General features: G+C 61.1%; 21 protein-coding genes and 2 pseudogenes. 15 read left to right on the top strand and 8 right to left on the bottom strand.

Annotated elements, in window-relative coordinates:
- The first annotated feature begins 87 nt into the window (after positions 1-87).
- Entirely contained in the window at positions 88-1,650 is a 1,563-nt protein-coding gene (gene thsA, locus C440_RS15600; RefSeq protein WP_008321616.1) for a thermosome subunit alpha, read from the top strand.
- Positions 1,651-1,674: 24 nt separating this feature from the next.
- Here the strand turns inward: thsA and C440_RS15595 are convergent, their stop codons facing one another.
- From C440_RS15595 to C440_RS15585, 3 genes are read right to left on the bottom strand one after another with little or no spacing between them, the layout of a single operon-like run.
- The gene (locus C440_RS15595) at positions 1,675-2,295 is read right to left on the bottom strand and encodes a trimeric intracellular cation channel family protein (RefSeq protein ID WP_008321615.1); all 621 of its coding nucleotides are present in this window, start codon (positions 2,293-2,295) and stop codon (positions 1,675-1,677) included.
- On the bottom strand, positions 2,295-3,077 hold the full coding sequence (locus C440_RS15590; RefSeq protein WP_008321614.1) for an SAM hydrolase/SAM-dependent halogenase family protein: 783 nt from the start codon (positions 3,075-3,077) through the stop codon (positions 2,295-2,297). Before C440_RS15590 ends, C440_RS15595 begins: the two co-directional genes overlap by 1 nt.
- Before the next feature lies 1 nt (position 3,078).
- Entirely contained in the window at positions 3,079-3,624 is a 546-nt protein-coding gene (locus C440_RS15585) for a nicotinamide-nucleotide adenylyltransferase (protein ID WP_008321613.1), read from the bottom strand.
- Between the two features lie 169 nt (positions 3,625-3,793).
- Here C440_RS15585 and lonB point away from each other — a divergent pair, with 169 nt between their 5' ends.
- From lonB to C440_RS15570, 3 genes are all read left to right on the top strand, one after another.
- A complete protein-coding gene (lonB, locus tag C440_RS15580) occupies positions 3,794-5,875 on the top strand; it encodes an ATP-dependent protease LonB (protein WP_008321612.1) in 2,082 nt (693 codons plus the stop codon).
- Between the two features lie 6 nt (positions 5,876-5,881).
- Positions 5,882-7,024: a CPBP family intramembrane glutamic endopeptidase gene (locus C440_RS15575; protein ID WP_008321611.1), complete on the top strand. Its 1,143-nt coding sequence runs from the start codon at positions 5,882-5,884 to the stop codon at positions 7,022-7,024.
- Between the two features lie 155 nt (positions 7,025-7,179).
- Positions 7,180-7,518 (top strand): hypothetical protein, encoded by a 339-nt coding sequence (locus tag C440_RS15570; RefSeq protein ID WP_008321610.1) that lies wholly within the window; start codon positions 7,180-7,182, stop codon positions 7,516-7,518.
- Positions 7,519-7,561: 43 nt separating this feature from the next.
- Here C440_RS15570 and C440_RS15565 read toward each other — a convergent pair whose 3' ends face one another.
- Positions 7,562-8,017, bottom strand: a complete 456-nt coding sequence (locus C440_RS15565) for an MGMT family protein (protein ID WP_008321609.1) — start codon at positions 8,015-8,017, stop codon at positions 7,562-7,564.
- Between the two features lie 200 nt (positions 8,018-8,217).
- On the opposite strand from C440_RS15565, the gene trpC reads away from it, so the two are divergent.
- From trpC to C440_RS15515, 11 genes and pseudogenes are all read left to right on the top strand, one after another.
- Positions 8,218-8,979: an indole-3-glycerol phosphate synthase gene (gene trpC, locus C440_RS15560; protein ID WP_008321608.1), complete on the top strand. Its 762-nt coding sequence runs from the start codon at positions 8,218-8,220 to the stop codon at positions 8,977-8,979.
- Positions 8,976-10,241: a tryptophan synthase subunit beta gene (gene trpB / locus C440_RS15555; RefSeq protein WP_008321607.1), complete on the top strand. Its 1,266-nt coding sequence runs from the start codon at positions 8,976-8,978 to the stop codon at positions 10,239-10,241. The genes trpC and trpB overlap by 4 nt, the downstream gene beginning before the upstream one ends.
- Entirely contained in the window at positions 10,241-11,074 is an 834-nt protein-coding gene (trpA, locus tag C440_RS15550; RefSeq protein ID WP_008321606.1) for a tryptophan synthase subunit alpha, read from the top strand. Before trpB ends, trpA begins: the two co-directional genes overlap by 1 nt.
- A 24-nt stretch (positions 11,075-11,098) precedes the next feature.
- Positions 11,099-11,899, top strand: a complete 801-nt coding sequence (locus C440_RS15545; protein WP_008321605.1) for a 2-amino-3,7-dideoxy-D-threo-hept-6-ulosonate synthase — start codon at positions 11,099-11,101, stop codon at positions 11,897-11,899.
- Positions 11,900-11,992: 93 nt separating this feature from the next.
- Positions 11,993-12,415, top strand: a complete 423-nt coding sequence (locus C440_RS15540; RefSeq protein WP_008321604.1) for a methylated-DNA--[protein]-cysteine S-methyltransferase — start codon at positions 11,993-11,995, stop codon at positions 12,413-12,415.
- A gap of 300 nt (positions 12,416-12,715) precedes the next feature.
- A complete protein-coding gene (locus C440_RS17185; protein WP_008321603.1) occupies positions 12,716-12,937 on the top strand; it encodes a geranylgeranylglyceryl/heptaprenylglyceryl phosphate synthase in 222 nt (73 codons plus the stop codon).
- Between the two features lie 603 nt (positions 12,938-13,540).
- Positions 13,541-14,290, top strand: coding sequence for a hypothetical protein (locus C440_RS17445; RefSeq protein WP_152417884.1), 750 nt, complete (start codon positions 13,541-13,543; stop codon positions 14,288-14,290).
- Positions 14,291-14,449: 159 nt separating this feature from the next.
- Positions 14,450-15,025: pseudogene (locus C440_RS15530) on the top strand (heptaprenylglyceryl phosphate synthase); the annotation flags it as partial.
- Positions 15,026-15,119: 94 nt separating this feature from the next.
- A pseudogene (locus tag C440_RS15525) lies at positions 15,120-16,708 on the top strand (transposase).
- 545 nt (positions 16,709-17,253) lie between these two features.
- A complete protein-coding gene (locus C440_RS18170; protein WP_275040250.1) occupies positions 17,254-17,382 on the top strand; it encodes a hypothetical protein in 129 nt (42 codons plus the stop codon).
- Positions 17,383-17,916: 534 nt separating this feature from the next.
- Positions 17,917-19,092: a 3-dehydroquinate synthase II gene (locus C440_RS15515; protein WP_008321600.1), complete on the top strand. Its 1,176-nt coding sequence runs from the start codon at positions 17,917-17,919 to the stop codon at positions 19,090-19,092.
- Positions 19,093-19,212: 120 nt separating this feature from the next.
- Here C440_RS15515 and C440_RS15510 read toward each other — a convergent pair whose 3' ends face one another.
- The 4 genes from C440_RS15510 to C440_RS15495 all read right to left on the bottom strand — a co-directional run bounded on the left by C440_RS15510 (position 19,213) and on the right by C440_RS15495 (position 22,799).
- Entirely contained in the window at positions 19,213-19,629 is a 417-nt protein-coding gene (locus C440_RS15510) for a DUF7575 domain-containing protein (protein WP_008321598.1), read from the bottom strand.
- A 27-nt stretch (positions 19,630-19,656) separates the two neighbouring features.
- Positions 19,657-20,352, bottom strand: a complete 696-nt coding sequence (locus tag C440_RS15505) for a type I 3-dehydroquinate dehydratase (RefSeq protein WP_008321596.1) — start codon at positions 20,350-20,352, stop codon at positions 19,657-19,659.
- 63 nt (positions 20,353-20,415) lie between these two features.
- The gene (locus C440_RS15500) at positions 20,416-21,585 is read right to left on the bottom strand and encodes a DNA-methyltransferase (RefSeq protein WP_049915911.1); all 1,170 of its coding nucleotides are present in this window, start codon (positions 21,583-21,585) and stop codon (positions 20,416-20,418) included.
- Positions 21,586-21,791: 206 nt separating this feature from the next.
- Positions 21,792-22,799, bottom strand: coding sequence for a transcription initiation factor IIB (locus tag C440_RS15495; RefSeq protein WP_008321594.1), 1,008 nt, complete (start codon positions 22,797-22,799; stop codon positions 21,792-21,794).
- Positions 22,800-22,988 lie beyond the last annotated feature (189 nt).

The following is a 22,988-nucleotide window of genomic DNA, read 5'->3' as shown; positions in this document are numbered from 1 at the left end:
GTGCGATTTGGTGTCTCACCATCGCCGAAAACTATTTATAGAACTGCAATCGTTGATATCGCTTGAGGTTTCAACATGGCTTCACGAATGCAACAACCACTATACATCCTCGCAGAGGGAACGAACCGAACCCGCGGCCGGTCCGCACAGGACTCGAACATCCGTGCCGGGAAGGCCGTCGCTGAAGCCGTACGGACCACACTCGGCCCGCGCGGGATGGACAAGATGCTCGTCGATTCCTCGGGCGAGGTCGTCATCACGAACGACGGGGCGACCATCCTCGAAAAGATGGACATCGAACACCCCGCCGCCCAGATGATCGTCGAAGTCGCCGAGACCCAAGAGGAGGAAGTCGGCGACGGGACGACCACCGCCGCCGTCCTGACCGGCGAGCTCCTCGCTCACGCCGAAGACCTCCTCGATGACGACCTCCACCCGACCGTCATCGTGGAGGGGTACACCGAGGCCGCCCGCATCGCACAGGCCGCCATCGACGACATGGTTCTCGACGAGGCACTCGACAGCGACCTGCTCCGTAAGGTCGCCGAGTCTTCTATGACTGGCAAGGGGACGGGCGACGTGACCGCCGATGTGCTCGCAAAACACGTCGTCAAGGCGGTTCGGATGGTTCACGAGGACGGCGACGGCGTGTTCGACCGCGACAACGTCCGCGTCCTCACCCGCACGGGGGCATCCTCCTCGGCGACCGAACTCGTCGAAGGCGTCGTTCTCGACAAGGAACTCGTCAACGAGAACATGCCGCGTTCCGTCGATGACGCGACCGTCGCGGTCCTCGACGTGAAACTCGACGTGCGCAAGGGCGAGACCGACACCGAGTACAACATCACGTCGGTTGACCAACTCACCGCGGCTATCGACGCCGAGGACAAGGAACTCCGCGGCTACGCGACGGCCCTCAAAGACGCCGGCGTCGATGTCGTGTTCTGTACGAAATCTATCGACGACCGCGTGGCCGGCTTCCTCGCCGACGCGGGCATCACCGCGTTCGAGAGCGTCAAGAACACCGACGCCCGCGCGCTGGCCCGTGCGACCGGCGCGAAGCGTCTCGGCTCTCTTGCCGATATCGAAGCCGACGACCTCGGACACGTCGAATCCGTCAGCATCCGAACCTTCGGCGACGACGACCTCGCGTTCGTCGAAGGCGGTGCCGCGGCCAAGGCCGTGACGCTGTTCCTCCGCGGCGGCACCGAACACGTCGTCAACGAACTCGAACGCGCTATCGAAGACGCCGTGGACGTGGTCGCCGCCGCTATCGACAAAGGCGGCGTCGTCCCCGGCGCGGGCGCGACCGAAATCGCCATCGCCGACCGCATCCGCTCCGAAGCCGCCGGTATCGAGGGTCGCAAGCAACTCGCCGTCGAGGCCTACGCCGACGCGGTCGAGGCCCTTCCGCGAACCCTCGCCGAAAACACTGGCCTGGACCCCATCGACGCGCTCGTTGACCTGCGCTCTCGCTACGAGAACGAAGGTATCGCCGGTATCATCTCTACCGGCCGCGCGGGCGAAGTCGGCGACCCAGTCGAACACGGCGTTCTCGACCCCGCGGCCGTCAAACGCGAAGCCATCGAGTCTGCGACCGAGGCCGCGACGATGATCGTCCGCATCGACGACGTCATCGCCGCAGAATAAGCCTGCACCTCGTTTTTCAGGTTTTCAGACCTGCGGGAGTCGCCACTCGTATCTGAGCGCCAGCATCCGAACCGCGAACACGAGCGTCGCACAGAGGCCCGACGGAACACCGGTCGGCGCACCCACTCCGCGGGCGACGAGAAACGCGATGCCGCCGACGACGGCCGGCGTCGCATAGAAGTCGTCACGGAGGACGACCGGCACGCGGCCGATGAGTATGTCGGCGATAGAGCCACCGCCGACGGCGGTTATGGTTGCGAGGATAACGATGCCGAACGGCGTGACACCAGCGTCAACGCCGACGAGCGCGCCGGTCGCCGCGAACGCCGACAGCCCGATTGCGTCCGAGGTCAGAAACGCCGGGTGGTCGCGGACGCGGCCGGCCATCGACCGGATGAGAACGATGGCGAGACCGACGCCGACGAGCGCGACGCTCATGTCCCACGTGCCGGCGAGCGACGCGGGCAGTTTATCGACGAGCAGGTCGCGCGTCGTCCCGCCGCCGAGCGCCGTCACGATGCCGAGAACGGAGACGCCGAACACGTCCAGACCGGCGTCGGCCGCCTTGAGCGACCCGGCGACCGCGAACGCGAGCAACCCCACGACGTTCATGACCGCAAAGGGGTCGATTCCAGCGGCGACCATCAGTCGATATGCAGAGTGACGGTCTCGCCGGGCGAGAGACCGAACGCCTCGTCGCCGCGGCCGTGGTTCACGTCGCACTCGACGTTGCCGTGACTCCCGACGGTGACGAGTCTCTCGCCGCGCGAGACGGTCTCGAACGTGTGTCCGACGGGAACGGATTCGCCGTTGACTGCGACCGACTCCCGGCCCTCGACGAACTCGCCGGGGACGTTCGTGATGCAGTTGCCGAAGTCGTCAACGACGAGTACCTCGCCGGTCGTCTGGCTTCCGTCTTCGGTAACGTCCGGCGTCGGGAACACGAGGTCAGCGAGGGAGTCGGTCCCGACGGGTTCGAACCGGTCGAGAGCGGCGAGGGCGTCTACATCCGCTTCGTGAGCGTCGGCCGCCGCGGGAGCAAACACGTCTCTGCCGTGGAACGTCGTAGACGCGGGGTCAGAGACGCGTATCTCGTAGGCTTCGACGCGGACGTCTCCGTCCGTTCTCTCCGCAATCCGTCGCGCCGGGGGTCGTACTACGCCGTTGTCGGGACCGACGAAGACATGGTCGCCGACGCGGAGCGCAATTGCTCGACGGTCGGTTCCGACACCGGGGTCAACGACGACGAGGTGGACCGCCGGCGGGAAGTACGGAAGCGTCTCGCGGAGCCAAAACGCCGCGGCACGAACGTCCTGCCGCGGGAGGTCGTGGGCAACATCGACGAGACGGGCGTCGCTCCGCGAGAGAACGACACCTTTCATCGCCGCGGGGTACGCTATCCCGAAGTCGGACGCGAGCGTAATCATCTCAACAGGGGTTGACGTCGTCGTCGCCCGCGACGCACTCGGAGCGGTCGGACGAGGTGACCTGTTGGAGTCGTTCGATGCCGCCGATTTCTCGGACCACGTCGGCCACTTCGTCGGGAACGAGCGACTCCCAGTCGCGGTCTTCGATCATGCGCTGGCGGACTTCGGTTCCCTCCAGCACCTCGCGGTTGAACATCGGCGATTGGCGAACCTCGACGCCCGCCTCCGTAAACAGTTGGATGACAAGCGGGTTGTTCGAGTACGCCACCTCGAACGCCGGCGACATCGACTGGACGTGGCTGACCCACACCGAGTTCCGGTCGAGGTCCTCGATGGGGACCGCGTACGTCGTGATGTCGAAATTCGAGACGGCTTTGTTGACCATCATGATTCGTTCGCCCGCGGTGAAGGGGTTTCGCGGCGAGTGCGAGTCGCCGGCGGACCCGATACCGAGAACGAGTTCGTCAACCTCGGCGGCAATCTCTTCGACCATCTGGTGGTGACCGTTGTGGTAGGGCTGGAAACGGCCGATGTAGAACCCCCGCATTTGTCGGCCGTTAGTCCGGATTACTTATAAATACGCCGAGTTACACGAATTCCGGTATTCGAGCGGTAGGGCGTTCGAAACGCGATTATTCGGCACGGTACGCCGCGTGCAGACGGGGAGAAAGTATATTAGTTGCAGGGCCTACGTTAGAGGTAGCGACGACAGTTCTATGAGTAACGATACGAACACCGACGACAGCCTCCACGAGCGGGAGGAACCCCTCGACGAGATGCCCCCCTCAGAGGGCACCAACGGCGAGCAGGACTTCCAGCGCGAGGAGGCCGAAGAGGTCGATAAGAAGACTATCGACGACCTCGGGAGCGACGTCGAGATCGACGCCGACGTGGCCGAGAACGTGGACGAAGACGATCTCCTCGGCGGTCTCCGGATCGACACGACCGACGAGATTTCCGTCCCGGACCGGCTCGTTGACCAAGTCATCGGACAGGAGCACGCACGCGACGTCATCATGAAGGCGGCCAAACAGCGCCGCCACGTCATGATGATCGGCTCCCCCGGGACGGGGAAGTCGATGCTCGCAAAAGCGATGTCCGAACTCCTCCCCCGCGAGGAGCTACAGGACGTTCTCGTCTATCACAATCCCGACGACGGAAACCAACCGAAGGTCCGCACGGTCCCCTCGGGCAAGGGCGACCAGATTGTCGAGGCCCACAAAGAAGAGGCGCGCAAGCGCAACCAGATGCGCTCGTTCCTCATGTGGATCATCATCGCGGTCGTGTTGGGCTACGCCCTGCTTATTGAAGGGGCAGTCCTCCTCGGCATTCTCGCGGCCGGTATCATCTATCTCGCGTTCCGCTACGGCTCTCGCGGAAGCGACGCGATGATTCCAAACCTCATCGTGAACAACGCCGACCAGAAGGCCGCACCGTTCCAGGACGCTACGGGTGCCCACGCTGGTGCACTCCTCGGCGACGTCCGCCACGACCCGTTCCAGTCCGGCGGCATGGAGACGCCGAGTCACGACCGCGTCGAACCGGGTGCCATCCACAAGGCCAACAAGGGCGTGCTGTTCGTTGACGAAATCAACACGCTCGACGTTCGCAGTCAACAGCACCTAATGACGGCCATTCAGGAGGGCGAATTCGGTATTACAGGCCAGTCCGAGCGCTCTTCTGGCGCGATGGTTCAGACCGAACCCGTCCCGACGGACTTCATCATGATCGCGGCGGGTAACCTCGACGCGATGGAGAACATGCACCCCGCACTCCGCTCCCGTATCAAGGGGTACGGGTACGAGGTGTACATGGACGACACCATCGAGGACACTCCCGAGATGCGCCGCAAGTACGCGCGTTTCGTCGCGCAGGAAGTGGCAAACGACGGTCGTCTGCCGGCGTTCACCGAAGAGGCAGTCGAGGAAGTCATCCTCGAAGCCCGCCGTCGCGCCGGCCGGAAGGGTCACCTCACCCTCGAATTCCGTGACCTCGGTGGTCTCGTTCGCGTCGCAGGCGACATCGCCCGCGGCGAGAACGCGGAACTCACGACCCGCGACCACGTTCTCCAAGCAAAGCGCCGCGCGCGCTCCATCGAACAGCAGATCGCGGACCAGTACATCCAGCGCCGCAAGGACTACGAACTCTCCGTCAACGACGGCTTCGTCACCGGCCGCGTCAACGGCCTCGCCGTCATGGGCGAAGACTCCGGTATCATGCTCCCCGTGATGGCCGAAGTCACGCCATCGCAGGGTCCCGGACGGGTTATCGCCACGGGCCAGCTCAAGGAGATGGCAGAGGAGTCCGTCCAGAACGTCTCGGCCATCATCAAGAAGTTCTCCAATCAGGACCTCTCGGAGATGGACGTGCACGTGCAGTTCGTCCAGACCGGACAGCAGGGCGTTGACGGTGACTCCGCGTCTATCACGGTCGCAACTGCCGTCATCTCCGCGCTGGAGGACATCCCCATCGACCAGTCGGTCGCCATGACCGGTTCGCTGTCGGTGCGCGGTGACGTGCTTCCCGTCGGCGGTGTCACCCACAAGATCGAAGCCGCCGCGAAGGCCGGCTGTGAGACGGTCATCATCCCTGCCGCCAACGAGCAGGACGTGATGATCGAAGACGAGTACAAGGAGATGGTCGATATCATCCCCGTCTCGCACATCAGCGAGGTGCTCGACGTCGCACTCGAAGGCGAACCCGAGAAGGATTCGCTCGTGGACCGTCTCAAGAGCATCACCGGCTCCGCGCTCAACAAGAGCAAGGGCGTCGGGCCGTCCAGCCCCAGCCCGCAGTAACGCCGGATGACTGACTGGGCGGCGTTTACCGGCTTTACCGGCCTCGTACTCGCCGTCCTGCTTTCTCTCGCACACCTCTCGCGTGGAATCCCCCACAGAGACGGTGTGGACTCTCTTTCTCTCGACGACAACGCCGACGAGCGAGCGCCCCCGACCCGGCGCTCAGATTCCCTCGCTTCTGATGCGCTCTCGAACGACGCAGAGAGCACCCCGGAGCCGCGTCCGCGGGAACGAAACGACGACCGCGTTGAAAATGGCTCTCGGCCCGACTCGCCCCGGACGGACGCGGTGCAGACCGAACCGAACCACGGGGAAGCGACGCGGGGGGATTCGAGACGGACGAATCAAACTCGGACCGACGCAGGTCGCTCCGATAGCATCCCGGGGGACAGCACGTCCAATAGCACTCCACAGAACAGCACCAACTCACAGGAGAGCGTGGAGCGCCACGAGTCGGCGGCACTGGCAGAATCACAATCACTCGAACCGCTGGAACCGACAGACAACACCGAGTCAGCCGACTCGTCGGCCACCGAGCCGACGATGCCGGACCTCGGGGCGTCGTCTGCGGACCTCCCACCGCATCTCCTCCTCGCAAACGTCGCCATCTCGCAGGCGCTCTTGGGCGGCCTGCTCGGTCTCGGTGCGTGGTACGCCCAGATTCCGCCTGCCGCGCTCGGGCTATCTTTCGCCGACGTTCCGACGAAGCTCGCACTCGGCGTCGCACTCGGTGTCTCCCTCTACGCGGTGAACCGTCTCGGTTCGTCCGTCAGCAAGCAGTTCGGCTTCGCTCCCGACGAGGAGCTACGCGCGTCGCTGACGCCGCAATCGACGATGGGGTGGGTGCTGTTGTTCGTCGTCGCTCTCCCGCTCATCGCGGGCTTCGAGGAACTCCTCTTTCGCGGCGCACTCGTCGGCGCTGTCGCCGCTGGCTTCGACGTTTCGCCGTGGCTCATGGCGTCCCTGTCGTCGGTGGCGTTCGGTCTCGGCCACGGTGCGCAGGGCCGCCTCGGCATCGTCGTGACCGGACTCCTCGGCTTCGTACTCGCGGCGGCGTTCGTCCTCACCGAAAGCCTGCTCGTCGTCGTCGTCGCCCACTACCTCGTGAATGCGCTGGAGTTCGTCGGCCACGAACTGCTCGGCTGGTGACGACCGCCCGGATTGGTCGCAACCGGCTACACAGGACTTGTTGACGACCGACGAAACGAAATCCGTCGTTTGAGTCGCTGACGGTCTCAGTCTCGGACGACGCGTGAACCTTGGTGGAGGGATGCGTTCAAGTGTCGGCGTCCCGCGTAACCAGTATGGACATCGACACAAAGCGACTGACGCAGGCGGGGTTGGTCGGGTACATCGCGCTCGTCGTCGCGTCGTTCGCCACCGGAGACCCGACGCTCCGCCTCGCCGCCGACGCCGCGTTTGGCATCACGGCGATGCTTCTCGGCATCGTGACGCTCCGCATCCCGGTCAAGAGCCAGTTGCGATACATCGCAGGCGGCGGCTTTCTCTTGGCCGGGATTGCCCAGTTCGTCGAACTCGTGACGGGGACGCAGGCGGTGCAACTGGCGAGCACCCTGTTTCTCTTGGCCGGACTCGTCGGCTACCTCGCGCTTCGACAGAAGACAGACTCGATGCCGTTTTGAACTGTTCGTCCTCGTACCGAGCGCTCGTCCCGACCTCGTGTTCTTAGAGTCCCTCTGCCTGCCGGAGCGCCGCGGCAACCTCGTCGGGTGCGGCGCTCGGACCGTCTCGGACGCGGTGGTCGGGCACGACGATGGGGACGGGATTCGACGCGAGCGCCTCCCGAACGACGCGCTCTGAATCGTCTGCATCCGGGTCTAATCCCGCCATCCGAACCAGAAGCGACGTATCGATGCTGTCGCCTCGCGGAACGTTTCGGAGCGCCTCCAACACGCTCCGCTGGTCGGTCGGGATGGTCAACCCGATTGGTATCTCGGTGAGATTTACGTCCGCGCCGTCGATGGCGTCGAGAATCGTATCGAGGTGTTCGTGTTCCGACTCGGCGTCCGCCGGAAGCGCGTCCGGAAACGAGACGCTGATGACTTTCCCGCTGACCACGCCGATTTGCACCGGGCGGCCGAGCGTCGCAGATTCGCGGGCGTAGATTCCGGAGATGTCCATACGTCCGCGTCACCGCGCCGGACGCTTGACCTTTCCGGCGGCCGGTTTTCGCCGCGGCCCCACCGACTTCCGTCTCTCCGGCTTCCATTCTATCGGCTTCTGACTCTCGAATCGCCGACTCACACGCGCGGACGCGAGAGACGGTGAGTGTCCCCGCCGACGCAAGCCTTATGTACAAATGCGTGCGTCAGTGTACATTAATGAACGCTAGTGGAGGCAAATTAGCGCCCGAAGTGCGCGCGATTCTTGACGCCGCACGGGACCGACCGGGAGGCGAGACACATCTCTCGGTCGATTCGCGGTCGTTTCCAGCGGCTGTGGCCGCGACAGCCGACGCCGGTCGGGTTCCGATTATCGCCGAAGTAAAGCCCACGAGTCCGACGACCGGCGGCGTCCGCGACGACGACCCGGTCGAATTAGCCCGTGAGATGGTCGCCGGCGGTGCGACAGCGCTGTCCGTCCTCACTGAACCCAAGCATTTCGGTGGCTCCGTGGAATCGCTCCGTCGCATCCGCGAGGCCGTCGATGTCCCCGTGCTCCGGAAAGATTTCATCCTGCGCGAGGCACAACTCGACGCGGTCGAATCGGACCTCGTACTCCTCATCGCCCGGTTCGTCGGCGACGACCTTCCGGACCTCGTTGCGGCCGCCCGCGACCGCGGCTTTCGACCGCTCGTCGAAGTACACACGCGCGACGAACTCACCGCGGCGCTCGCCGCAGGTGCGGACATCATCGGCGTCAACAACCGCGACCTCGGACGGCTCGATGTTGACCTCGGGACGTTCGAAGCGCTCGCGCCCGAGGTCCCCGATGACGTGCTTCTCGTCGCAGAGAGTGGCGTGAAGACGACCGACGACGTTCGGCGGATGCGCGAGGCTGGGGCAGATGCGCTCCTCGTCGGGACCGCCATCATGGACGGCGACGTGCGACAGAACACTGCGACACTGACGACACCACAATGAGTGTAGACGGTACATTCGGAGATTACGGCGGACAGTACGTTCCCGAAGCCCTCATGCCGGCTATCGAGGAACTGAACGACGCGTACGAGCGGTACGTCCTTAACAACGAAGGCGGCTTTATGGACGACTTCCGCGAGCGCCTGCGGGACTTCGGTGGGCGGCCGACGCCGCTCCAGCGCGCGGGCCGGCTCTCCGAGCGCTACGACTGCGAGGTCTACCTCAAGCGCGAAGACCTCGTTCACGGCGGTGCACACAAACTCAACAACGCTCTCGGACAGGTTCTCCTGGCGAAGTACATGGGCAAAGAGCGCATCGTCGCCGAGACCGGCGCGGGCCAACACGGCACCGCGACTGCGATGGCCTGTGCGCACCTCGATATGCCCTGCGAGATTTACATGGGCGAACGCGACATCAACCGACAGCGCCCCAACGTCTTCCGAATGAAACTCAACGGGTCGGAAGTGAACCCCGTCACCGTCGGCCGCGGGACGCTCAAAGAGGCCATCTCCGAGACGATGCGCGACTGGGCGACGAACGTCGAAGACACTCACTACGTCATCGGTTCCGTGGTCGGCCCGCACCCGTTCCCGAGCATGGTCCGAGACTTCCAGTCGGTCATCTCCGAAGAAGCACGGACGCAGGTCCGCGAACAGGTCGGGCGGCTTCCGGACGCCGTTATCGCCTGCGCCGGCGGCGGGTCGAACACGATGGGCGCGTTCGCCGCGTTCGTCCCCGACGACGAAACCAGACTCTACGCCGTCGAAGCCGGTGGCTCGACGCTCGAAGTCGATTCTGAGGCCGGCGTCGCCCCCAACTCTGCGTCGCTCACGACCGGGAGCGAGGGAATCCTCCACGGCGCTCGAACGCGTCTCCTACAGGACGACGACGGCCAGATTATGGAGTCGCACTCGGTCTCGTCCGGTCTCGACTACGCCGGTGTCGGCCCGGAACTCGCACACCTCGTCGATACCGGCCGCGCGACGGCTGTCAACGTCGGCGACGACGAAGCACTGACCGCGTTCCATCGGCTCTCACAGTTGGAGGGAATCATTCCCGCGTTGGAGACGGCTCACGCGTTCGGCTATCTCGAACAGGTTGCTGGCCCGGACGCGACCGAATCAGCCGACGCCGACCTCGGCGAGCTCGTCGTCGTCAACGTCTCCGGCCGCGGCGACAAGGACCTCGAATCGGCCATCGAAGAGACCTACGAGCGCGACATCGACATCGCGCCGAACATGGACGAGTTCACGGGGGGACTATAATGTCGCTCGAAGACGCCTTCGCCGACGGCCCGGCGTTCATCCCATATCTCGCCGCCGGCGACCCGGGGTACGAGTCTTCGCTGGCGTACGTCGAAGCGCTCGAACGCGGCGGCGCGGACATCATCGAACTCGGCCTGCCGTTTTCCGAACCCGTCGCCGAAGGGCCGACCATCCAGAACGCCGTCGTTCGCTCGCTCGAAAACGGCATGACGCCGCCTCGGTTCTTCGAGTTCGTCGAGGACCTCGACGTGTCGGTGCCGCTGGTCTGTATGACCTACTACAACCTCATCTACCGCTACGGCGATGACCCCGGTCCCCGGCCGTTCGTCGAGAAAGCGGCCGCCGTCGGCATCGAAGGATTCGTCGTCCCCGACCTGCCCGCCGAGGAGGCCGACCCGCTCCGCGAGGCCTGCGACGAGTTCGGTCTCGACCTCGTGTTCATCGTCGCGCCGACGACCCGCGGTGAGCGCCTCGACCGCATCATGGAACAAGTCTCGGGCTACGTCTACGTCCAAGCGCGACTCGGCACGACGGGCGCGCAGACGAGTGTCTCCGACCAGACTAGTTCGTCGCTCGACCGCCTCGGCGAATACGACGTACCCAAGGCAGTCGGATTCGGAATCAGTAGCGGTGACCATGCCGAACGAATCGTCCGAAGCGGTGCTGACGGTATCATCGTCGGGAGCGCGCTCGTCGATATCGTGGCTACGGGCTACGAGCACGGCGACGACGCGGAGACGGTCGCCGACCGTATCGAAACGCTCGCCCGCGAACTCGACGAAGGCGCACGTGCGGGTGCGTCGCAACGCCCACCGCATCCGGAACGCACATAACTGCTCTGTCACCCTTTCTCATACATGAACACTGACGTTGGCATCTCTGCACGACTCGAACGCATCTCTACAGACGGACGATACCTCGTCGTCCCAATGGACCACGGAATCACCCTCGGCCCGGTCACAGGTCTCGTGGACATCGAATCGACAATCGACGGCATCACACGCGGCGGCGCGGACGCCGTCCTCACACACAAGGGGACGGCACCCCGCGTCCACCCGAATAAAAACGGCAAAGGCTACATCGTCCACGTAAACGGTTCGACCGTCATCGGTCCCGACGAAAGCGATAAACGACTCACCGGAACCGTCGAAGATGCACTGCGCGTCGGTGCCGATGCCGTTTCGTTCCACATCAACGTCGGGTCGGAATACGAACCCGACCAGATGACGCAACTCGCAACCCTCTGTTCTCGCGCCGCCGATTTCGGCGTTCCCGTTCTCGCAATGTCCTACGCCCGCGGTCCCGACATCGACGAACAGGACCCCGAAGCACTCGCTCACGCCGTCCGACTCGCCGAGGAGGTCGGTGCCGACGTGGTGAAGACGGCCTACACTGGCGACGCCGACACGTTCAGTCGCGTCGTCGAGGCCACACGCCTGCCAGTCGTCATCGCCGGCGGCAGTCGCGGCACGGACCGTGAGACGGTCGAGATGGTTCGCGGGACGATGGACGCCGGTGCCGCCGGTGTCTCGATGGGTCGGTCTATCTTCCAGCACGACGACCCCGAATCCATCACCCGCGCCGTCAGCGCCGTCATCCACGACGACGCCGACGTGGATTCTGCGCTCGAACGCGCTGGTCTCGGTCTCGAAGCGTAACGCGCTGTTTTCTTTTCGTTCCACTTCGCGGACGCCACAGCACGCCCGCCTTGACGCCATACATAGATAGTCCCCGAGTGCGAACGGTGGCTAATGCACGTGACGATGCGAGGGTTCGACGTCGAACTGGACGCGCGACTGGTCGAGAACCCGGGGGCCGACCTCCGTGCGCAACTCGCCGAGTACGAACGCGGCGACAGACGGGCGTTCGACGTTGCCCTTCGGTTCCCGGACTCGTTCACTGGAGACGTGATGCGCGTGCTACTCGACATTCCATACGGTGCGACGCGAACCTACGGCGACGTTGCAACTGAACTCGACAGCCACGCGGTTGCTGTCGGGCAAGCGTGCGGCCGAAATCCACTTCCGATCGTCGTTCCGTGCCATCGGGTCGTCGGTTCCGAGTCTCTCGGTGGCTTTTCGGCCGCTGGCGGGATTGACCTGAAGCGCGCGCTCCTCGAACACGAATGTGACCGCGAGACGACACAGTCGAACCTTTCCGCGTATCGGTCCTAACGAAACGAGAGATGGTACGCGCCCGCCCGCCGCACCGGCTGACACTCCACATCTCGCCTCTCGTTCGGTCGTCGGCCCATTCGTCCCTGTGAGCAAGCTTTCAGCCACTCGCAGGACGTTCCCGCTCGCACTGTTTTCTTACCGGGTTCGCTCACAAACGCTGTTCAGTAGCCCACAACTTCGGAGGATGGACGTGTTGCGTGGCTTATTTCCAAGGAAGTTGGGAGAGAATTAGCTAACCAAAAGGTGATCTTGGCCTATCGTAGGAATCATAGTGGATTAGACTGATGCTCGAATATAATGTCTATCGATTGGAACGAAATCACTCATATCACGAAGGTTGATCCAGCGGAGGATTTACCCGAAAAATTGGACATCCTTGCACACACGGATTTAGTCATCATCGGTGGATCCGATGGTGTAACACAAGAGAATTCTCTTGATGTGATCACACAAATCCGAGCTCAATTTCCGGACTTGTGTCTGTTTCAAGAGCCATATAGCTCAAGTGACACTGTCTAGTTAGTAACTTTCACCGACCGCATCAAGCGCTTGAACAAACGCCGGTTGAGGAGGTCACTAACTAGACAGTGCCCCAGATGCCGCCACGTATCCACAGTAACTGAGAGTGCCAAATATTGAGAATATTAGTAAAAAATCCAACCCGAATAATATATTTAGTAACGGTTTCCCAGGTTGGAGGATTTTCATCCAAACCAACATACCTACCCCAATCATGAACACAACAGGGATACCACCTAATAACGGCCGTTCTTTCAGGTATTCATTGAGTGTCATTTGATGACAGTAATTAAATGCGAAATCATTAATAAGTTCCGATTTGGTACAGAGATTAAATGGATCCAAAACAGTTATCAAATAGACATTAGTTATGTGATGTGTGGATAAAGTTCGCACCGATGACACGTCTGGTTAGATCTAGAATCGCAGAGTACCAACTCATCGAAGTTCAATCGGAGAGACATATTAAAACATACTACCACAGCCGCACTTTCGAGTGCGATTGGTCTTAGTGGTACTGCGGCTGCAAAGGGCCAACCTGAGACGCAGTCACAACTACAAACTAAAAGGGTAGAGCTCACGACTCAGGAACTGGAGGTTGTTTTGACTAGTGAACTCCCATCCAACATTCTTGGATATCTGAAAAACACAACCGTCAAAAAAGATAACGCGAAGAAATTCATTCAGCTTATTGATGGGACTAAATTTGGAGAATATATTACCGTCCCAAGTGGCGTAGGCGAACTCAAGATCATTCGTTATAAAAATGAGATAATCAGGGCCGTTATTAGACTTAATCGAGACGCTCTCCATCGATCTACCATTGCTAAAATCGAAACTGCTGGTCAATGGCCGACTGGCACAAATGGGCACCTCACGACTTCCCAGAAAACATCTGGCGTTAAATTCTCTCGGAAGCCTACAGACTCCGAAAAGCAAGACATCCGAGAATTGATGAAAGCCAAGAGTAGTAAACTGAGTATTGACGTCGACCACTCACTTCCAGACGAGTCAACGGGAAGTCCAGAACGAAGATATATAGTCGTTCATGATCGCCGCTATTCCCGCATTAACGGTTCTCGAACAGCGATCACGGAAGAAGGTACAATTGGCAATAATGGTGGCTTCTCGATTTTAGCCACCAAATGTGAGAAAAGGGCTGGGTTTTGTGTTGCCGATATAATGGGGGGTTTCTTGGGATGTACACCAGGGCTCCTTACATGTTCTATCACGGGACCAGTTGCACCTGGGTGTGCAGTTGCATTGCTAGCGATTTGTGCTCCGGAAGCCGCGTTAGTAGCTGTCTCTGGAAATTGTTCTTACATCGTCAAGAACTGTGAAGTCGATATCTAAGTATGTTCGGCTCTGGTGAATCACTAGACAGTTTCGGTTTCGACCGCTAGAACTTGGGAGATGGAGCGGGAAGCCGTTGATGCCTATGCCGAAAGCTTCATCCCAAACTAACTCAACGACCTGCTCGTTCCTCAAACTGGCTTAACTAGACAGTGCCACTCAAGTCATGTTTCTACTGAGACGATAGATGCTGTAGACGTTCTTTCCGTACCAGCAGTCTACAACGGAGACCGCGACAACTTCGTTGCAAAACACGTGGATTTCTTCACAGAGGTCGGGAGTAAGCCTCAAGAAGTATTCGGTGCTGGGCTTCCACTTGTAGGCGACTTGATTGCGTCTAGAGGTCGCGATGCTATTGCCAAAATCTCAGATAAGATATTGGGTGAGGGGTACGTCGTTCAAAATCTCGACTCAAAAGCAGCCGATGAGTCTGGTGTTGAGACACTATACACACCTGATCAGGTCGCAGGTGCCGCACTAGCAACTGAATCCTTCTATGGATTTCCGATATTCTACATCGAGTACTCCGGAACGTATGGTGGCCCCGAAGACGTGAAAGCAGCGGCAAAATATCTTGATGACACAATTCTTCTCTACGGTGGAGGTATCAAGAGCCAGCAACAGACCGAGGAAATTCTTGACGCTGGTGCCGATGCCGTAGTCGTTGGAGATTGCTTCCACGAAAATCCTGACCAATATCTACAGACGGTCCCTGACGCTCCAGTGTCTCGATAGCTGAGTTGTTTGACTCCAATTTTGAATGTGGCGAGTCACTACCAAGGAGAAAAAGTCATCAACGTTGTTGAGTATCCGCTGACAAGACTATCTGATGGAACAGCGTGGCCGCCGACTAACCGACGCATTTGTCGCTGCTCTCGAACTCCGCAAACACCTCCGTGAGGGGACAGCGTTCTGCGATGCGCTTACCAATCTTAAGCTCCAGATCGAAACGCTCGAAGACGACTACCCAGAGTGGCATCCCGCCCCGTACTCATTCCACGGAATGCTCAAGCTCTTCATCTATTTGGAAGTCACTGGAGACAGCTACCGATCTCTCACGCACCATCCAGAACTTGCCGACGTATTCGGTCTCGACCGAGTCCCCAATGAGTCAGTCATCTCTCGAACGTGGCGCAATCGCTTCGACGACGATGTTCGTGGGTATGTCACTGCCAGTGCACACTGCTTAGTCAAGGAGATCCACAACGAGAACCTCTCAGTTCCCGAAGTCCGGCCACTAGAGGAAGTCAAGCAATCATCAGAAGAGGCTACTGACCCGGCTGAGAACACTACCGAATTTTCTAACGAAGAAATCTGCCGTACAACCCGTCTCGCTCGTGAGCACGGCTTCGGTCCGTTCGACTCTGAGAGAGCTCACAACGCGACGTACGAAGATACGCGATTCTTCGAGCTTCAGACGTTCATTGGAATGGTCGGTTGCGGCACTCCGCAAGGCGCGGCTCGGTTCAAATTCCGTCGAGGAAAAGAATACGGTCCCCACGGAGACACGCACCTCCGCGCAGTCAAACAATTTGACCCGGAGAGATTACTTGAAGGATTTCAGCAGGCGACAGAACGACTCCTCTCGGTGATTCAATCGGAGTCCTCGTTTCGCCGTCCAGTTACCGTAGCGATTGACATCACGACTGTTCGCTACTTTGGTGACGTGGAAGGAATGCCGATGGTCAGCGGGACGAAGGACGGCGATGGAAGAGCGTTTAAATTCGCCACACTCTCAATTGTCGGCTGGAATATTCCGTTGATTCTCGCCATCGAACCCGTTCGTGAGAGTTCCTCGTGGGACCAGAATCCGCCGAATCGGATTCATCGCGTAGTCCGACGACTCGTTCGACGCGCACAGGAGCACGTCCCGATTGAGATGGTGCTGTGTGACCGAGAGTTTGACTCGAAAGCGGTGTATCAAACGCTCTCGAACCTCGGTGTGAACTATCTAATCCCCAAACGCATCCACGGTGATGAGCGAGAGGCTATCGAGACGATGGATGAAAATGGGCAGGAGGTAGCTGTTGAATCGGCATCTGTCCACGTCGAGCAGGGCTCGCACGCGATGCAGTTTCTGTCGTTCCCTCAACAAAAGGAGAGGGAACAGCGGTCTTTGCGACGAACCTCTCAGTCGACCCCAAGGAAGCTGAAACGTTCTGCCGCCACTACAGCCGCCGCTGGCAGATCGAGAACGAATACAAGAGCATCAAGAACGACTTTTTGGCGAAGACCTCGTCCAAGGATTACCGCGTACGGCTGTTCTATTTCGTGTTCGCAGTGTTGCTGCACAACATCTGGCGGCTCACTGATTTCCTGTTGAAGGCGGGTGTCGGTGGGAAGATGGACTACGCCCCGATTCTGACGGCTGGCGAGTGTGTCGAGTTGGTCTGTTCAGCACTGATTCCGCCAGATTAACGCTTAACGCCGACTCAGGTCGCTTATCGTGAGTGGCCACACTCTACGAGAGGTCGAATTTTAGGCTGTTTTCGCGCATTTGATGGCATATCTCCAAGAGAGATAGTTGACACCCCACTAATGTGGGTCATTCAATCCACGATAAGTCCCGAAAACATGCGAAAATAGTCTATCCTCCGAAACTGTGAGTAGCCTGATCTTGGTATTCTATATCGCGGTATGTGATTTACTTCACGGACTGGTTGGGAACCTGTACTTCTCAAGAAACCCCTTTTGAGGTCCTGACGCCGGTTGTATGCCGTTGAACTCGATCAGAGCGTCCGTTGGCGCTCGTCCCAAAATGGGGTCGAATCTGGGTCGTGGGACAAAGAGCACCTTCTGGTTCGAGACAAGTCGTTGTCGGATACCGTAGCGAGATATCCACGACGCCCACTCGAAATGAGGATTAAAGAACATGTGTCGAATACGAGAGCCTGATGTCACTCAGTGTCGAGCGTCTAGTCTCTGAGGCTCCCCTCGGGAGAGGGATGTAACTCGTCGGCGTGATGGTCATCTTGGTCGCGGGTGCGGACTATCTTGGGTTCGTCGATGGGGTCTCGACGAGTGTGTACGCCATCGTGTTGTGCTCCATCGGCACTGTTCGGTGGATCGCCGACCGTCACGCAGAGAAGTAACACGCTCTGAAACCGAGGAACCCGTACGATGGAGAGGGTTGTTACCGAATTACGGAGTCACTTCGTACGAATCACTGCCAACGCGGAACGGCCTCGTCCGGGTGTGAACCCCCGAGTTGCGTACTGAATCGCGGTGCTCACGAACCATCGGCCGGGCGTCGTTTATCGTTCTGCGTGGGCGCTACCGAGGCCGCGGAACCCCCCACCTGACGAACGGGGTGGGCGGAACTCGACAACCGTGGGTCACTCTTGCGATAGAGAAGGTACCGAACGGACTGGACCGGACCGGTTCTGCATCGCACCTCGATACGCTCTACCGTGGTCTTGATGGCTGTCCCGCGTGCCAGCGTCGCTTTCCAGATGTACCGCGCTCAGCCGCCCGCCCGAACCTCTATTTGTGCCATACTGATTCGATAAATCGCATACTACGATACAAAATCGACATTCTCGATTCGAACGCAGGTTCGGCTCTTTCGCCCGCAGTCCGTTGATTCATTCGCCACGTTCAAGCCTGACCACCGAGTGCAGTCGATAATGACACGAAGCGTCTGGCTCAAAGCCGACGACACGGTCGGCGACTGGGAGACGCGGAAGCGACGTATCACGTCGGGTCTCGAAGCCGGTATCGACTGGGTTCTCGTTGACGAGGACGACGTCGAACGGGTGCGCGAACTCGGTGACGTCAAGATTGCCGCGTTTCGAAGCGGTGCCGATGTCCACGTGATGGAAGCAGAGGATGACGACGGCGCGGCGGCGCTCGCAGACGCCTACATCGTCGGGAAAGACGGCGAAGGCGACGCCACCGTTGACCTTCCATCGGATCTCTCTGGGTCCGCCGACTTGACTACGCTCCGTCGCGGCGACGACCACACGAACGGGTCGTACGTCCGCATCTTGAGCAAGGACTACGAGGCGTTCGCCGAAGAGGCCGCCCGCGACGGCGACCACACCATCGTCGTCGGCGAGGATTGGACTATCATCCCGCTGGAGAACCTCATCGCCCGCATCGGCGAGGAGACCGACCTCATCGCCGGCGTGACGAGCGCCGAAGAAGCCAAAGCCGCGTTCGAAACGCTCGAAATCGGCTCTGACGGCGTTCTCCTCGACAGCGACGACCCAGACGAGATTCGCAGGACCGTCGAAATCCGAGACGAAGCCGAGCGCGAATCGCTCGACCTCGTGTGGGCAGAAGTCCAAGAAGTCGAACGGACGGGGATGGCCGACCGCGTCTGCGTCGATACCGGGTCGATTATGGACCACGACGAGGGGATGCTCGTCGGGTCGATGTCTCGCGGTCTCTTTTTCGTCCACGCCGAAACCGCCGAGTCTCCCTACGTCGCGTCGCGTCCTTTCAGGGTCAACGCGGGCGCGGTCCACGCCTACGCGCGGACTCCCGACGGTGGGACGACCTACCTCTCGGAACTCGAAAGCGGCGACCAAGTGCAACTCGTCGATACGAACGGCCGAACCCGCGACGCCATCGTCGGCCGCGTCAAAATCGAAAAGCGACCGATGTTCCGCGTCTCCGCCGACTACGACGGCGACAAGGTAACGACGCTCCTACAGAACGCCGAGACCATCAAGGTCCACACCCGTGATGGCCGAACCGCCGTCACCGACCTCGAACCCGGCGACGAGATGCTCATCTACTACGAAGATACCGCGCGGCACTTCGGCGAAGCGGTCGAAGAGAGCATCATCGAAAAGTAGCGTCGCCCGCGCTCCCGGTTGGATTGTCGAACACTTCGGAGTTGTCGAATACTTCGGGGGTAACGCGTTCGAGCGCTGGCTTTCGACTCGTTCTGCCGCGTGAAACGGCTGGAATGTAGTTTACTCCTCGACGGTGAACCATTCGAGTTCGGTCGCACACCAAGGACAGAATTCGAGTTGCTGGTCGAGTTCGCCCCCGCAGACCGGGCAGGTAGGGTTGCCGTTGGCGTTGTAGCGGCGGCTCCGCATGCCGACGCGGTACGCGTCGAGCGCGCTGAGAAACAGGAGACCGACGATAGGGATGGTCACTTCGTTCGGGAGCGAACTGAGCGACTCGACCGTGGTGAGTGCTTCTACCGATATCTGCGCGGCAGACCGGGAAATGAGGACGAGAACGGCGCCGAGTACGAACGTGAACCACGCGATTGCGCGTCGCCACTCCCGGAGATAGACGTGCCCTGCACCGGCGATTCCGAGAGACGCACCAACGACTCCGACGAGGGCCGCGACAACCGCGCGACGACGAGCATCCGGCATCGTGCGTTGGCGTCGTCGCCCGCACTCTTAAACGTCTGGATTGTGCGACAGGTTTGAGACGAGCGACCGGAGCGTCTTCGCGTCGTACTGCCCCGGAGCCGTTGCGTCAGCGGGTTCGACGGGTGCGTAGCCGACTTTCGAACCGTACACCGGCGCGACGGCCCGCGTGTGTCGTCCGGCCTCGCCCATCGCCATCGTCGCTACCGCGTCGTCCCACGCCGTCGCGGCGCGCGTCACGTCGAGCACCCGGAGCGCGTCGGCGTGCGTTTCGGCGGTGACGGCGAGTTTCCCGACATCGCCGAGTGTCGCCGCGTCGTGTAGGAGACGAACCAGTTCCGACCGCGCGGGCGTTTGCTCGAAGTCGTGCGCGGACGCGACGACGGTTGCGCCCGCGGCACGAGCGCGCTCGGCGGCGTCACCGCCGCGTTCGGTACGGAGGCTTTCGAGTTCGATATCGACCGCGGCGACGGCGTCGTTTTCGGCGGCCGAAACGAGCGCGTCGAGGCGGTCGTCCTCGTCGCCGTCGGCGTCGCCGCCTTCCCATTCGGCACGGTTCGTTGCGAGAACCGGAAGCGCACCGTCGTACGCGTCGAGTGCGCCGAGCGGGTCGGCCGCGAGGTCCATTCGGAACTCGACCGCGTCCGCGACGCCTCGGGCGGCGGGTTCGTCGTCGAGGTCCGCGGTGCTCGCCGCGAGGACGAACGAGTCGAACGAGAGGTTCATACCCGTCTCTGTGTCTCCGGCAGTAAATCGGTGTCCGTGCCTGCAATTGAGGCGTCGTCGCCGTCAGTCGGTCGTTTGAGGGTCTGACGCCGCGGTACTGTCGGAAGCATCGCCGGTCCCTGCGGCCGGAGGAACGTCTACTCCTTCAGCGGAGGTGTCCACCGGCTCGTGTTCGACGGTGAACGCTCGGTCTTCACCGTCGTCACCAGCCCTGTTGGCTCCGAGTTCGCTGTCGGCGTCGTCCGGAGACCGCGTGACAGACGAGACGGCGTAGAGACGGATATTTCGCTCTTGTTTCGTGACGACGGGGAAGTCGTAGTATTCGGCGTCGTGTCCCGGTGTTTCGTCGCGGTCGGCGACGAACGACCGATGCGCATCGAGGCGGCGACTGACTTCCGCGATCGACCGCGATTCGATGCCGTCGAGCCTGTCTTCGAACGCCGCGACGAGGTCGGCGTCGAGGTCGTATCCGACCGAGCCTCGCCCTGCAAGCATCGCCGCCAGCGTCGTCGTCCCTGTCCCGGTAAACGGGTCGAAGACGGTGTCCCCGTAGACGGAGTACATTCGAATCAGGCGAAGCGGGAGTTCGACCGGGAACGCCGCCGAGCGCTCTCTGGCTCCCGCTCCCGCGTCGAGTTGTTGGTCGGTGCCGGCGAACTCCCAGAGGTCCGAAAACCAGCGATTTCGTTCCTCCCAAAAGAAGGCGCTCTCGTAGCGTCTCTCGTCACCCGGCGGGAACGACCGCGAGTCGCCTTTGCGCACGACGAGGACGTACTCGTGTTCGAGCGTGACGTAGGCGTTCGGCGGCAACGTCCCTGACCCCATGAACTTCGTGAGTCGGTTCGTCGGCTTTCGCCAGATGGCGTCCGGAAGCGGCGTCAACCCGCACTCGGAGAGTGCCGTCAGGACGCGCGCGTGATTGGAGTACTGCTGGAACGACCCGTCGAGGCTCCGCGTCGCGTCGCCGACGTTCACACACGCAATCCCGCCGGGCGCGAGAACGCGCTCGACTTCTGCCCACACCGCGTCGAGTTGCTCGTGCATCGCCTCGAACGCGGCGTCGCCGTCACCCGAATCGAGTGCGTCTGCGACTCCCTCGTCGCGGGTCGCAAAGAGACTATCCCACATCTCTATCATGGGATACGGCGGTGAGGTGACGACGAGGTTCACGCTCTCGTCGGGGAGTCCGGTGTCGGCGGCATCGCCCACCCTGAGGGTGTGCTTCGTGCGCATCGTACGGAGGTGTTCGCCCCGCGACAAAATGGTTCGCCTCGGTGGCGATGTCTCCGACCAACCGCGTTCGCGTCGCTCCGGTCGTCGAAAGACGCCGCTATCGACCGAGAGCGTCGCTCTCGGTGGTGATGCGGTCTTTGTTTCGCAAAATCAAATCACGTTTGAACGGCCGTAACTGATTCGCGCCGCCGTCGAGTGGTCGTTGCTCAGACGAGTCCGAGGTTCTCTTCGGCTTCGAGGAGTTCGTGGTAGCGGTTGCGGATGGTCACTTCGGAGATGTCTGCGACGTCGCTGACGGCGGCCTGCGTCGTCTTCTCGTTGGTGAGAAGGGCGGCCGCGTAGACCGCGGCGGCCGCGAGACCGACCGGCGACTTACCCGAGTGGACGCCCTTTTCTTTGGCGTTCTTCAGGAGTTTGCGGGCGCGCATCTTCGACTCGTCGGAGAGACCGAGTTCGCTGGCGAACCGCGGCACGTACTGTTCGGGGTCGGCGGGCTTGACTTCCAGCGAGAGTTCGCGCGCGATGTAGCGGTACGTGCGGGCGACTTCGCTCTTTTCGACGCGCGAGACTTCCGCAATCTCGTCAAGCGAGCGTGGAACGCCGGCCATGCGGGCGGCGGCGTAGGTACACGACGTGGCGACGCCCTCGATGGAACGGCCGGGGAGCAGGTCGTCGTCGAGCGCGCGGCGGTAGATGACCGAAGCCGTTTCGCGGACGTTCTCGGGGAGACCGAGCGCGGACGCCATGCGGTCGATTTCGCCGAGCGCCTGCTTCAGGTTCCGTTCCTTGGAGTCGCGGGTGCGGAACCGCTCGTTCCACTTGCGGAGTCGTTGCATCTTCTGTCGCTGGCGTGCGCCGAGCGAGTTCCCGTACGCGTCGCGGTCGCGCCAGTCGATGTTGGTCGAAAGCCCCTTGTCGTGCATCGTGTTCGTCGTCGGTGCACCGACGCGGGATTTTTCGTCCTTCTCGCGGGCGTCGAACGCGCGCCATTCCGGGCCGCGGTCAACGGAGTCTGCGGTGACGACGAGACCGCAGTCGTTACAGACGGTTTCGCCGTGTTCGTCGTCGGTGACGACGTGACCGCCACATTCGGGGCATTCGAGGCTGTCGCCCTTCGTGGACTCCTGTTCGCTTTCGCTCTGCTGTCGGCCGTTCTGCTGTTCTTGGTTGCGTTCCTGTGCGCCGGGGTTTCGGGTCCAGATTCGTTCACTCATGGATACGACGGCGGGTGCTCCGGGAGATGGATTAGAGGTGACTAGAATCCCGGATGCGGTCCGTAACACGAACGACCGCAGACGAACGCATAAATGGTTTGGTATCGGTCTCGTCGGTCGGCGATATTTGCACGTGTGAGCCGGTCGCACGGGATAATTGAGGTTCGTACGAAACGTAGTTACAAAGCC

Source organism: Haloferax mucosum ATCC BAA-1512, assembly GCF_000337815.1.
GTDB lineage: Archaea > Halobacteriota > Halobacteria > Halobacteriales > Haloferacaceae > Haloferax > Haloferax mucosum.
The sequence above is the reverse complement of the archived record's forward strand: the minus strand, read 5'-3'. Positions and strand labels throughout refer to the sequence as shown.